The organism is Spirosoma gilvum (assembly GCF_054776815.1).
This window is the reverse complement of sequence record NZ_BAAHBH010000002.1, coordinates 124,703-137,321: the sequence shown is the minus strand read 5'-3', so window position 1 is coordinate 137,321 and position 12,619 is coordinate 124,703. Positions and strand designations below refer to the sequence as shown.

Here is a 12,619-nt window from a genome sequence, read left to right as displayed (position 1 = left end):
GTCAGGGACACATTTGCTATAGCCCCTACTAATAAAGCAACCACCAAAGAACCAACACTAAACCAACTACTGTCGCCGTAATGTAGGACTGCACACGGCCATTCTGAACGGAACGTGTAATTTGTCCGAATAAACCGGCAATCCAGGCGATACCATTCACAATACCATCGATTACCAGGCGATCCGTAGCACGAACTAAGTAAGCCAGCCCAACCGTCGCAATACCCAGGTTATTCACAGTCCCATCGACCAGACGCTTATCAGTCCGACTTAGAAGATTGGCCAGTTTATGCGTTGGATTAATCACTAAGTATTGAAACAGGACATCTAAAAAACCATACTCCAGCGAGAGCCGAACAGCCATTGAATCGGTATGAGGGCTTTTCAGGCGGAAACCAACCCAACCTCCCAGAGCGACTAGAGAAATCGAAGCGGGGGCCAACCACCAAAAATGGCCTTCTGCAGTTGCCGGTAGAATCCTGAAAAACCAGCTTCCGTGTACCGAAAGCGGATTGATCGAAAACCACACACCAATCGACAGAATCGCCAGCAACACGATCGGTCCACGCATCAGCCAGTTGGGCTCGTGTGTTTGCTCCAGAGATATGTGTGTATTTCGGTAGGTACCGAAGAAGATGAGTCGCCACTGTCTAGCCATGTAAAGCGCGGTCAAGCCCGACGATAAGAGCAGTAATACGGGTATCAGCAAGGCAAGGCCACTCCCCTGCTGATTCGCCCACTCGAAAGATCCACCTAAAATGGCCTCTTTCGACAGAAAACCGGATAGCAGTGGTACACCCGCCAGAGCTGCTGCACAAAGCGTATAACTCCAGAACGTTATGGGCAGTGTTTGGCGAAGCCCTCCCATATGCCGCATATCCTGTGTATGAACGGCATGGATAACGGCACCCGCGCTCAAAAAGAGTCCAGCCTTGAAAAAGGCATGGGTTAGCAGATGAAACATGGCCCCACTTACATTATCGGTCCCCATAGCCGCCACCATCAGGCCCAATTGCGAAACGGTCGAAAAAGCCAGCACTTTCTTAATATCCGTCTGAAAAAGCGCTGAATAGCCACCCCATAGTGTTGTAATGGTACCCACTATAGCAATCACAGCCAACGCATCGGGCGATAGCAACGGGTGAATACGGGCGAGCAGAAAAATACCAGCCGCTACCATTGTTGCCGCATGTAGCAAGGCCGATACAGGGGTTGGGCCTTCCATGGCATCAGGAAGCCAGGTCAATAACGGAAACTGGGCCGATTTACCCATACACCCCATAAACAGGCAAAGTCCCAGGGCAGTTGGCAAAACGGCTTCGGCAGCCGAAGCCAATGTCGAAAAGTCGAGCGAGTTGAACTGATAATAGGTTAGAAAAATACCAATCAGGAATCCGGCATCGCCAACGCGATTCATCAGAAATGCTTTTTTGGCCGCCTTTGACGCCGAGATCCGTTCGGCATAAAATCCGATCAGCAGATAAGAAGCCAAGCCCACCAGTTCCCAGAACGCATACATCACCAGCAGATTCCCGGCCAGCACAATTCCCAGCATTGCCCCAACAAATAGCTGTAGATAGGCAAAATAACGCCGGAGCCGTGGTTCGTCATGCAGATAGGCAACGGAGTAAACCTGTACTAGCAGAGCCACAAAATGCACTAGAACGAGCATCATAGCCGCCAGTGAATCGACCCTGAAATTGACAGGAAACAATAGGCCCGATAGGTTCGCCCAATCGGCCTGTACGGTGATTGGCTGACCGGGTAAATTCAGCGTCAGAAGGATTGACAAACCCAATCCAAGGCTGGTTATCCCTATGGCTAAAATAGCCGATACCCGCCGACTTGCCACAGCCAATACCAAAAACCCAACAAAAGGAAGGCTTAGCAAAACGGTAGTTAGCAGCGATAATGGCAAAGGCGTATGGACGGGCATCCGTATCGGTCAGAATTGGCCGCAAATATCCCTATTATCCCGTGGGGATGCAAATTGAGTTTATAGCTGTAGATATTATTAAGTTTTCAGTAGCTTTGAGCCTTACTATCTAATCCATAACTTAATGACTACCAGCCAATCTATCAACCTTCCGTGGGTCGAATCCCCCTTCTTTGCTCAGGAGTTACTGAAAGCTAACCTTACGGCCGTACTGGCCAAACAGGTTCAGAGTTTTGCAACCGATGGCTATTTGATTTTCGACCCTGAAATTGATGAGTCTATACTTGATGCGGCCCGCGAAGGTGTTCAACCGTTGTATGGGAACGATTTGCGTACACAAGACGCCTGGCAGACAGTTCCGGCTGTTCGACAGGTTGCTACAGCTCCCAAAATTATGGACATGCTCCGGCTCCTGTATCAGCGGGAACCCATTCCCTTTCAAACCCTTAATTTTCCAGTAGGAACTCAGCAACGTACCCACTCCGATTCGATTCACTTTAATTCAATTCCCCAACGATTTATGTGTGGTGTCTGGGTGGCTCTGGAAGATGTACGTAACGATAACGGCCCGCTTCATTACTACCCGGGCAGCCATAAACTTCCTTTCTATGACTTAATCGACATGGGCCTAAAGGGCTCAGACGCCAAAACGGTTGAGCAGATTTATGGAGGTACCTATAAGCAATATGAAGAACGGCTCAGCGAAATAATTGAAGCACACGGCCTGAAAAAAGAAATCCTGAATATGCCTAAAGGCAAGGCTATCATCTGGTCGTCTAACTTACTGCACGGGGGCGAAAAAATTCTGACGCCGGGCTCCTCGCGTCATAGTCAGGTGACCCATTATTTCTTTGAAAATTGTGTGTATTATACGCCTTTACGCTCAGATGTTACCATCGATAAGCTTTATATCCGGACTATCACCAACATTGCCACCGGGCAACCTGTACCGAATAAATACTTCAATACAAAATTGAAGCATGAAATGGAAGGCTATGCAAAACGGTACACGGTTCCGGCTTCTGTTCGGAAGTCGGTTCGGTCCGTACTAAGTTTCTTCATTGGGATGCTGAAACGGTGAGCGGGCCTGTTACTATCCGGTTTTCAGCCAGCCTGTTAGGCTTAATCGTTCTCGGGTAGCCGGGAGCACTTCATGTTCTAATCGACCGCTTTCAAAGCAGACCAATCGTCCACCTAAGGGGCTAATGGTAATTTGGCGTTCGGATTGACCATCTGCTTCCGGCAAATAGATGGCCAGTTGGCCTCCATTGATTTCCTGCCAATCGGTATTGAGGTAGCAAATCACCGATAATTTCCGACGAGAATCGCTACGAAACTGATCCAGATGCCGTTTGTAAAAAGTACCCGTTGGATACAAGGCGTAATGAAACTCGTACTCGCGCAGGCCTAAGTAGCAGGTCTGGTTTACGTACTGAACAAACTCGTCAATGCGTTCCAGAAAGGTAGCTTCCTCGGGAGTAGCTGACGCTTCATTCAGCCACAAGATTTCGTCACCCCTGATCGTATTTTCAACTAGTTTCTGCTGATTGCCAATACCGGCCGCCCGAAACTGTCCCTCTTCCCGACGCGCATGCAATCGATTGGCCAGGGCTGTAACCTCCTCAGGAGCCAGGAAATGATCGGAAACCCCATACCCGTCGGATAAGATACCGTCGATAATCGATTCAAAAACTAAGTTCATATACACAAGACTCGCCAGGCTTTCAAAACCGGATAAGTCTGTTACTGTTTCAGTTCATTTAACTCATCTAATTGTGCCGTTCGGAAATGCCGATATACCTGCAACACAATAGCCAGGGCAACAGCCGACTCAGCAGCGGCCACGACCATGACAAACAGGGCTAACATCTGACCCTGCAATCGATCGGGGTCGTATTGACTAAAGGCTACCAGATTGATATTGACGGCGTTCAGCATCAACTCAATACCCATCAAGACAACAATTGCATGGCGCTTAAGCAGCACGACCGCAAGCCCTATGCTGAACAGGGCGGCCCCAACAATTAAAAACAGGTGGCTATCAACGGGTTGCATTTCGAAACGATTTAGCTAATGGTGATGCTAAGTAAGTCGCTCCTACCAGAGCCGCCAACAGCAATATGCCAACGATTTCAAACGGGACAATATACTCCGTCATGAGTTGTCGACCAATGGTATTTACGGTACTTTGCCAACCTACCGGCTGATTCAGCAACGCAAAATTTGCCCTGGCCAGTAAGGTAAACAAAGCCACGAATAAACTTCCAGCCACCAACGTACCGATTATCCAGCCCGTAACCCCACCCGAACGATTCAACGAGGCAATTCGATTAGGTTGCTGGCTACTGGCATCGACAGTAGGATCAGGTTTGTTCGTGAGCATTACCCCAAAAATCACCAATACCAATACGCCCCCAACGTAAATCATTAGTTGAGCTATTGCCAGAAAGTCGGCGCTGGCCAGCACAAATAAGCCTGCTACGCCCAAAAGCGTTAGCAGCAAAAAAAACGCTGCATAGATTACATTGCGTGTAAACAGCACGGCTAACCCTCCCAGAAGGCTAAGTGCGGCAAACGCATAAAAAGCAACTTGAATCACTTAATTAGCTGGTTTAATTAGTCAGACTGGCCTTCGTCTGGTTTAGGTTTAGGCTTCATCGTTGGCCGGAAGGTGGGTTTAGGTTTTGGAGCTTCCTGAACCGGACTTTCCGGTTCTGACGATTTAGACTCGTCCTTCTCCGCTTTTATCTCCGCTGGCTCGACCGGCTCCTCTAGTTTCACCGGAGAGGCTTTCGGTTTCATAGTTGGTCGAAACCCAGCAGGCTTAGGCTTGGGCACTTCTTCCGGCTCGGGTGTAGGCTCAACGTCCGAAACAGCCTTAACCGGATTGGCAGGCTTCATAGTCGGCCGGAAACCGGCAGGTTTCGGTTTAGCCGGTTCAATGGCGACTGGCTCATCTGATTCAGCCGTAGTTTTTTCCGGTTCGGTAGCTTTCGCAACCGTCGGCTTCATCGTCGGTCGGAAACCAGGCGGTTTGGCAATCGGCTTCGGCGGCACCTCTTCAGCCTTTATAGGCTCACTCGCATCAGGTACAACCGGCTTGGCTGGTTCGGCTTTACCCGGTTTCATCGTTGGCCGGAACGCTGGCTTGGCTACAGCTGGCTTCTCAGCAAGCGGCTTTTCCTCGACCTGCTTATCCTCAACTGGCTCTTCAACGACGGGCTTAACCGGCTTTTGTGTGGGTCTGAACACCGGCCGTTTAGTCGTTTCCAATCCACCCTGAGCAATCTGCTGCATTTCATCCGGCGTGGCATCAGTCAATGGATGTTCGATCAATGAACCTTCCGAATTAGCCGGTTTATCGGCAGGAGGAGTTGGTTTAGCCGTTGGCCGAAAGACAGGGCGCTTTGGAGCGGTCGTAGCAGGTACGGCGGTTGGCTCTGCAGAAGTGACAGCCGGTGCTTTGGTCACTTTCTGAGCAGCCTTGGCCGCTTCTTTTTCCAGTAAAAACTGCTCGTATAACGTTCGCTTTTCGTCGGCCTGCTCAGGGGTTAAGTTCGAAAAATTATAGGTAAGCTTGCCCAGTTCGAATTCACTGTAATCGAATTTTTTGTCCATCGTCAGGCATTCGGTTGGGCAAACCACCGTACAAAGGCCGCAGTAGCAGCACTTGGCCATATCGATGTCGAATTTTGCAGCATACAACCGGATAGGCGATCCATCCGATGCTCGTCCTACTTCCTCAGTCGCTTTGATAGCATCGATCGTAATGCAGTCTACCGGGCAAACTTTCGCACATTTGTCACAAACAATACAATCCTCAATCTTATTGCGAAGCCGGTAACGCCCGTTATCGGGAATTGGTAGTTGTTCGTGCGGATATTGGAGCGTAACGAGCCCATTCTGAAGGTCGAAATAAGTAGAGCTGGCAATTCCTTCAGGTGTCCGGCGTTTGGTCGCGCGTCGAAGGTGCTTCAGCGTAAGACTCAAGCCTTTCAACGTCGTCCGAATACCGGTTTGTATATCGCGGAAGTAAGACATGTATCAATGATGAATGAGTGAATGATAGAATGAGTGAATAGCTGACGGCTGAATTATTCAATCATTCTATCATTCACTCATTCGCAATTTATATTGGCGGAAATCGGTCGGGCTCGCACTCGCTCATCAGCTCGTACGCCATCTCGATGACATCATCAACATTTGGTTTTGAGAAATAATCCCCGTCGGAACCATACGGAGGGCGATGCGCTTTAGCCGATAACGTACGGGGGGGAGAGTCCAGATATTGATAGGCATTCTGCCCGTCGACAACCTGCTGCATCATAAAAGCCGACGCTCCACCTGGTACATCTTCATCTGCAAAAATCACCCGGTTCGTCTTCTTGATCGATTCCAGAATGAGGTGATGCACATCGAAGGGCAACAGCGTCTGCACATCGATGATTTCGGCATGAATGCCCATTTGTGCCAACTGGTTAGCCGCTTCCCATACAATCCGGCACATGGAACCGTAGGTCACAATGGTCAGGTCGGTACCCGTTCTGATAATATCAGGCACACCTAGCGGTACACAAAACTCGCTCAGATTGTCGGGCAGTACTTCTTTTAATCGGTATCCATTCAACGACTCAATGATCAGTGCCGGATCGTCGCCTTTTATAAGCGTATTGTAGAAGCCAGCAGCCTGAGTCATGTTACGCGGCACCAGTACATGCAAGCCACGCAGGCTGCCAAGCATAGCTCCCATCGGTGAACCTGAATGCCAGATCCCTTCCAGTCGATGTCCCCTTGTACGGATAATCAGCGGGGCCTTCTGACCGCCTTTGGTTCGATACAACAAGGTCGCTAAATCGTCGGTCAGCGTGGCTAACGTATAGTACACATAATCGAAGTACTGAATCTCGACAATCGGACGTAACCCACGCATGGCCATACCAATTCCCTGCCCGATTATCGTCGTTTCGCGAATGCCGGTATCCGTGATACGAATTTCGCCAAACTTCTCCTGTAAGCCCGCAAATGCCTGGTTTACATCGCCAATTTTGCCGACATCTTCCCCTAATGCCACTACGCGCGGATCACGGGCGAATAGATTTTCGAAATAATGTTGAAGAAGCTGGTAACCATCCAACGTCGGACTTTCGTCGGTGTATTCGGGTAGTACGCCTTTAACCAGCATCGGCGAATCGGGCGATTGGCTGTACAGATGTGAGTGAAACCGCTCAGCATTTTCAGCATTCGTACGTGCCAGCCAGTCTTTCAGCCGTTGTCTACCTGCGCCTGAATCAGTTCGCAACAGGCGCAACACTTTCCGAACGGCACTGACCGCATCCCGTCGAATCGGCATATCGGTTTTGCGAAGCTCTTCCCGGATTGCCATCAATTCGGCCGACTTTGGATTGTGTCGGGCCGCCTGCTGAATCAATTCAACGGCTTCATCGTAATCGCCATTCAGAGATGCCTGATACGCATTCCAGGCATCTATACGAGCTTTTTTAGCGACTTTCTTGGCTTCGTCTTCAATCTGCTCAAGTTCCTCATTGGTCGCATAGCCATTTTCCAGAACCCATTGCCGGAACGACTGATTGCAATCATGTTCGACTTCCCAGGTTAATCGATCTTTCGACTTGTACCGCTCATGCGAACCGGAGGTTGAATGTCCTTGTGGCTGTGTCAGTTCCTGAACATGCACCAACACCGGCACGTGTTCTGTTCGACAAATGTGTGCAGCCTGTTGGTAGGTTTCGAGCAGTCCGATATAATCCCAACCTTTTACGGTAAAGATTTCAATTCCTTTATCGTGCGCATCTCGCTGTAAACCGGCCAATGCTTTTGAAATACTGGCTTTGGTTGTTTGATACTCAACCGGTACCGAAATACCATAGCCGTCATCCCAGACCGACATCAGCAGTGGCACCTGCAACACACCAGCAGCATTCATGGTCTCCCAAAACATACCCTGTGATGTGGATGCATCGCCTATGGTGGCAAACACGATTTCATTCCCGTTATGAGAGAATTTCGTTAAATCGCTTAGATCGGGATTGTTGCGGAATAATTTTGAGGCATACGCCAATCCAAGCGAACGAGGAATTTGTCCGGCCGTTGGAGCAATGTCACAAACAGAGTTATACATCTCCGTCTGGTTACGCCAAAGCCCCTGGTCATCAAGCCAGCGAGTCGCAAAATGGCCATTCATCGAACGACCGGCAGTATTAGGATCTGCTTCTAAGTCTGTGTGCGCGTATAGCTGTGCGAAAAATTCTTGCCAGCGTAGTTCGCCCAAAGCCGCCACAAACGTTTGGTCTCGGTAATAGCCTGACCGAAAATCGCCCCGTTCGAATGCCCGAGCGGCCGCGAGTTGTGCCAATTCCTTACCGTCGCCGAAAATACCAAATTTAGCCCGACCTCCCATTACATCGCGCCGACCCAGTAAACTCACCTGTCGACTTTCACAGGCAAGACGGTAGTCTGATAGGATTTTTTCGCGACTTAAAATATCAGTCGAGCGGAGTTGTTCGTTTGCTATCACAACAGAGCTACGGATTAAAATCGTCTAACTTTCAATTTATCGATGAAGTGTCAGGCCTGAATTACCCTATTTACTAAACAAAAGTAAAAGTAAGTCAAAACAAGACAGCTTTCAAAAAAACGATTTTTTGAGTTTCTTTGTTAACCGAACAACAACCTGCAAGGATTGGCAGAATGTTTGCTATGATTGAGGTTGTGAGGGTAAGTATCTTAACAACCAAATCATAATTCCGTTTAGTCCAATGAAAAAGATTTTTTCACTTTTCGTAGCTTTATTTGTGTTTGTTGCAGTTAGCTACGCCCAAAAAGGAGTACTGAAATTTGCGAAAGAAACGCATGATTTCGGCAAAGTTGAGCAAGGCAAACCGGTAACCTACGTATTTGAATTTAAAAATACGGGTGCTGATCCAGTTGTAATCAGCGATGCACAGGCATCTTGCGGCTGCACAAAGCCAAGCTGGACTCGTGAACCAGTCATGCCGGGCAAAACGGGAACAGTATCAGCAACATTTAACGCGGCTGCCATGGGACCGTTCAATAAATCGGTAACGGTAACCAGCAATGCCGAAGCTGGTCAAACAGTTTTGTATCTGAAGGGCGAGGTTGTGACACAGAAAGAGGCTGAAACCGCGGCTACGCCAGCGGCTACAGCGCCCAAGAAGAAAACTTCACGCTAATCTACTGAAGGGTTAATAGTGTGGTTAAGAAAGGCATCTGGTAGTTTACCGGATGCCTTTTTTTGTGCCTGTTTATTTCATCATCCTGCTCCACAACCAATCGGCCTGTTGGCCGCCCATTCTTCCGATAGTTGTACGCAATCAGGGCATTACCAGGTATATTTGGTTCGTCTACTGACCTATAGCCACTCATGACACCGCCCCATCGCTGATTGTTCGGCACTTTATCAACTCTGCCCTACCGTTCTTAACCATTCAACTATGCCGTTCATCTGGGCGGCTCATTTAACATTCATCATGTTTTTCATCATGCTCGGCTTTCTGGTGCTAATCGCCGGATTTGCCATCAATACCCCTGCGCTGACTATTTCGCGCTTTTCAAGGCCCGCCAAAGTGGTTGGGCTTATTTTACTTGTACTGGGAGCTTTGATGTCCAGTATTCGACAAATTGATGCCGGCCAAGTCGGTGTTATTTCTCTATTTGGCAATGTTAGCGACCGAGTCCTCAACGCTGGCCTTAATTTTGTGAATCCGCTGGCCACGGTTTCCGAATTTGACATCAAAACCCAGAATTACACAATGTCGGCCGCCCACGATGAAGGCCAGAAGCAAGGTGACGATGCCATACGCGTCCTTACGGCCGACGGCTTGGAAGTAGTCATTGACCTTACGGTTCTATACCGGGTTGTTTCGGATGATGCGCCTAAAATTTATCGCCAAATTGGGGAAGATTATACGGACAAGGTTGTTCGCCCAATAACCCGCACACGTATACGCGACAATGCCGTTTATTACGATGCGGTTGCGCTGTATTCTACCCGTCGCGATGAGTTTCAGGGCCGCATTTACAAAACCATCGAAGCCGATTTCCGGAAGCGGGGATTAATGCTTGAACAATTGCTGATCCGCAACATCGACCTACCAGCTTCGGTTAAGAAAACGATTGAATCGAAAATCAATGCCGAACAGGATGCGCAAAAAATGCAGTTTGTCTTGCAAAAAGAAAGGCAGGAAGCTGAACGAAAACGCGTTGAGGCTCAGGGGATAGCGGACTACCAGAAAATTCTTTCCACGGGACTGACCGACAAACAACTTCAATATGAGCAGATCAAAGCGCAACGGGAGTTAGCAGCCTCACCCAATGCAAAAATTATCATAATGGGCAGTCGAGGAAATGTGCCATTAATTTTGAACGACTAAAAACGGTTTGGCGTCTGATGCGCGATAGGGATAGCCAATGGCTGCACCATCACACGTCAGACGCCAAACTGATTAGTTTTTCCAGCTACTTATTTAACTACTCCTAAACTGGTTAGCCAAGCCTTGCAGGCATCAGGCCATTTATTAAGCGACCCAAATTTGGCGGTACGTAGTCCATAACCATGTCCTCCGGCTGGATAGAGATGCATTTCGGCCGATAAACCGTTTTTCAGACAGGCCAGATAATAGTTGATGCTATTCTCTACCGGAACCGTTTTGTCATCTTCAGAATGTACCAGAAATGTCGGCGGGGTCTGGTTACTTACCTGCAATTCATTGGAATAGTAGGCCACCATCTCAGGCGATGTATTCAGTTTACCTAACAGTTTATCCCGTGAGCCGGTGTGTGCTTTCTCACCGAAAGTTACTACTGGATACATTAAAATAGCAAAGTTCGGCTTGGCCAACTCGCTGGCTTTAGGACCTCGATGATAATGGGTCGAAAGCGTCGACGCTAGATGCCCACCTGCCGAAAACCCCATAACACCAATCTTAGTGGGGACTATACCATAACGACTCGCATTTTGTCGGATCAGCGTCATTCCCTGCATAGCATCTAGCAAAGGCACCTCCTGTTGATTCGTCATAATGTCTGGGTTTGGCAGTCGATATTTCAGCACGAAAGCCGCAACGCCCATTTCATTAAACCAGCGAGCAATATCCGACCCTTCATGGCTGGCGGCCAGAATAGAATAACCTCCTCCCGGACAGATCATCACGGCCGCGCCTGTCATTTTCTCTTTAGCAGGTAGATAAACGGTTAACGTAGGCACCGATACATTGCTGATGCGCAGGATACCATTGGCATCCGTTACCGAAGCTTCTGTAATTTTTGCTCCAGCAATCGCATTCGGAATTGCATCGTCGGGCCAAAGTTTGATCACTTCCTGAGCAGGGGCAAGTTGGGGCAGACTGGCAATAAAAAACATACTAATGAGGAGTGAGCGCATACAAACGTAAGATGATAAAAAATAAGCGTATACCGTAAAAAAGCCGACTTCTCAGTCGGCTCTACTCATATCTCTACCTCACTATCGGCCTCTGATGTACTATCCGTTGAACCGCCATGGAGTACATCAATGAGCTCTTTAACCCGATATACAGTTGTATTATAGCGATTACCAAGGATAATAATCACATACTCGTCTTTTGGACTGAACCAAAACATAGTATTATAGCCCTTCCACCAGCCCGAGTGATAAATATATTCCGGTTGATTCATATCGTTGAGCATCATCCGAAAGCCATAGCCATAATTTTTAGCCCCTTTCCGTTCAAAGCTACGCGGTATAAAGGCCTCAGCCAGCAATTTCTTTGGCAGCAGACAGTCCGCATTTAGTGCCCTGTACCATCGAAATAAATCACCCGTTGTTGAATAAATCCCTTTATCGCCTACCACATCATCATAGTAGTCCTTAGGTATTCGACGATTCCACTGATAACCTGCCGTTCGATGATGATTAATTGAATCGTTTTTGGTAGTTGCCACAAACGTCTGATGCATACCTAGTGGCTCAAAAATATTCTTGTGAATAAACGACTCATAGCTCTGTCCGGTCGCCTTTTCGATAATCGACGCCAGCACCATATAATTGGTATTGCTATAGCTAAAACTACGTCCTGGAATATTATAGGCTCTGGGGGTAGGCTTTACAGTAGCAAACCAGTACATGATGGTCGCATTACTCGGATAAGGTTTTTCTTTCTTATAGAAATTGACCTTCATGCTATCGTCAAAAGCATACTGGTAATTGGGCAAGCCACTCCGATGGCAGAGTAGGTCACGAATCGTAATGCCATGGTAGGGAAAATCCGGGTAATATTTCTGGATGGTATCCTCGAACTTCAATTTACCAGCCTGGATGAGCTTCAGTGTGCCCACGGCGGTAAATGTTTTCGAAAGGGAGGCCAATTGAAATTTGGAGTCTTCGACTAAGGTATCTCGCAGGCTCTTTTCAAAATGCCCCAAGCCAAACGAATGTTTATAGAGAACAATACCTTTTTGGGCAATCAGTACATTACCGTTCAGGCCACCCCGAACTTTCTGCCGAATGATCTCATCAATCTGCTGGCTTTTCCGGTCCGCATCAATTTGTTGGCGAATAGCGGCCTCTTGATTAGAACTTAGCAACTGTCCATCAGCACAGTTACGCATTTCTCTCGCAGATCGGTTCAAATTTTTCTGAGAATCCTGACTACATGCAAAACCAAT

11 protein-coding genes are annotated in these 12,619 nt (G+C 48.2%); 3 read left to right on the top strand and 8 right to left on the bottom strand.

The window, feature by feature from the left end; genetic code table 11:
• Positions 1-28 precede the first annotated feature (28 nt).
• The gene (locus ACYVFD_RS05340; protein ID WP_461088735.1) at positions 29-1,936 is read right to left on the bottom strand and encodes an NADH-quinone oxidoreductase subunit 5 family protein; all 1,908 of its coding nucleotides are present in this window, start codon (positions 1,934-1,936) and stop codon (positions 29-31) included.
• A gap of 124 nt (positions 1,937-2,060) precedes the next feature.
• On the opposite strand from ACYVFD_RS05340, the gene ACYVFD_RS05335 reads away from it, so the two are divergent.
• The gene (locus ACYVFD_RS05335) at positions 2,061-3,017 is read left to right on the top strand and encodes a phytanoyl-CoA dioxygenase family protein (RefSeq protein WP_461088734.1); all 957 of its coding nucleotides are present in this window, start codon (positions 2,061-2,063) and stop codon (positions 3,015-3,017) included.
• Positions 3,018-3,029: 12 nt separating this feature from the next.
• Here the strand turns inward: ACYVFD_RS05335 and ACYVFD_RS05330 are convergent, their stop codons facing one another.
• The 5 genes from ACYVFD_RS05330 to ACYVFD_RS05310 all read right to left on the bottom strand — a co-directional run bounded on the left by ACYVFD_RS05330 (position 3,030) and on the right by ACYVFD_RS05310 (position 8,471).
• On the bottom strand, positions 3,030-3,638 hold the full coding sequence (locus ACYVFD_RS05330) for a 2OG-Fe(II) oxygenase (RefSeq protein ID WP_461088733.1): 609 nt from the start codon (positions 3,636-3,638) through the stop codon (positions 3,030-3,032).
• Between the two features lie 41 nt (positions 3,639-3,679).
• A complete protein-coding gene (gene nuoK, locus ACYVFD_RS05325) occupies positions 3,680-3,991 on the bottom strand; it encodes an NADH-quinone oxidoreductase subunit NuoK (protein WP_020596990.1) in 312 nt (103 codons plus the stop codon).
• A complete protein-coding gene (locus tag ACYVFD_RS05320) occupies positions 3,978-4,535 on the bottom strand; it encodes an NADH-quinone oxidoreductase subunit J family protein (protein ID WP_461088732.1) in 558 nt (185 codons plus the stop codon). Before ACYVFD_RS05320 ends, nuoK begins: the two co-directional genes overlap by 14 nt.
• A 17-nt stretch (positions 4,536-4,552) precedes the next feature.
• Positions 4,553-5,977 (bottom strand): 4Fe-4S dicluster domain-containing protein, encoded by a 1,425-nt coding sequence (locus ACYVFD_RS05315; RefSeq protein WP_461088731.1) that lies wholly within the window; start codon positions 5,975-5,977, stop codon positions 4,553-4,555.
• A gap of 88 nt (positions 5,978-6,065) precedes the next feature.
• Positions 6,066-8,471, bottom strand: coding sequence for a thiamine pyrophosphate-dependent enzyme (locus tag ACYVFD_RS05310; protein ID WP_461088730.1), 2,406 nt, complete (start codon positions 8,469-8,471; stop codon positions 6,066-6,068).
• 241 nt (positions 8,472-8,712) lie between these two features.
• On the opposite strand from ACYVFD_RS05310, the gene ACYVFD_RS05305 reads away from it, so the two are divergent.
• Both ACYVFD_RS05305 and ACYVFD_RS05300 read left to right on the top strand, forming a co-directional pair.
• Entirely contained in the window at positions 8,713-9,147 is a 435-nt protein-coding gene (locus tag ACYVFD_RS05305) for a DUF1573 domain-containing protein (RefSeq protein ID WP_293682728.1), read from the top strand.
• 297 nt (positions 9,148-9,444) lie between these two features.
• The gene (locus ACYVFD_RS05300) at positions 9,445-10,347 is read left to right on the top strand and encodes a prohibitin family protein (protein ID WP_461089451.1); all 903 of its coding nucleotides are present in this window, start codon (positions 9,445-9,447) and stop codon (positions 10,345-10,347) included.
• A gap of 89 nt (positions 10,348-10,436) precedes the next feature.
• Here the strand turns inward: ACYVFD_RS05300 and ACYVFD_RS05295 are convergent, their stop codons facing one another.
• Entirely contained in the window at positions 10,437-11,357 is a 921-nt protein-coding gene (locus ACYVFD_RS05295) for an alpha/beta hydrolase (protein WP_461088729.1), read from the bottom strand.
• 65 nt (positions 11,358-11,422) lie between these two features.
• Positions 11,423-12,562, bottom strand: coding sequence for a serine hydrolase domain-containing protein (locus ACYVFD_RS05290; RefSeq protein ID WP_461088728.1), 1,140 nt, complete (start codon positions 12,560-12,562; stop codon positions 11,423-11,425).
• Positions 12,563-12,619 lie beyond the last annotated feature (57 nt).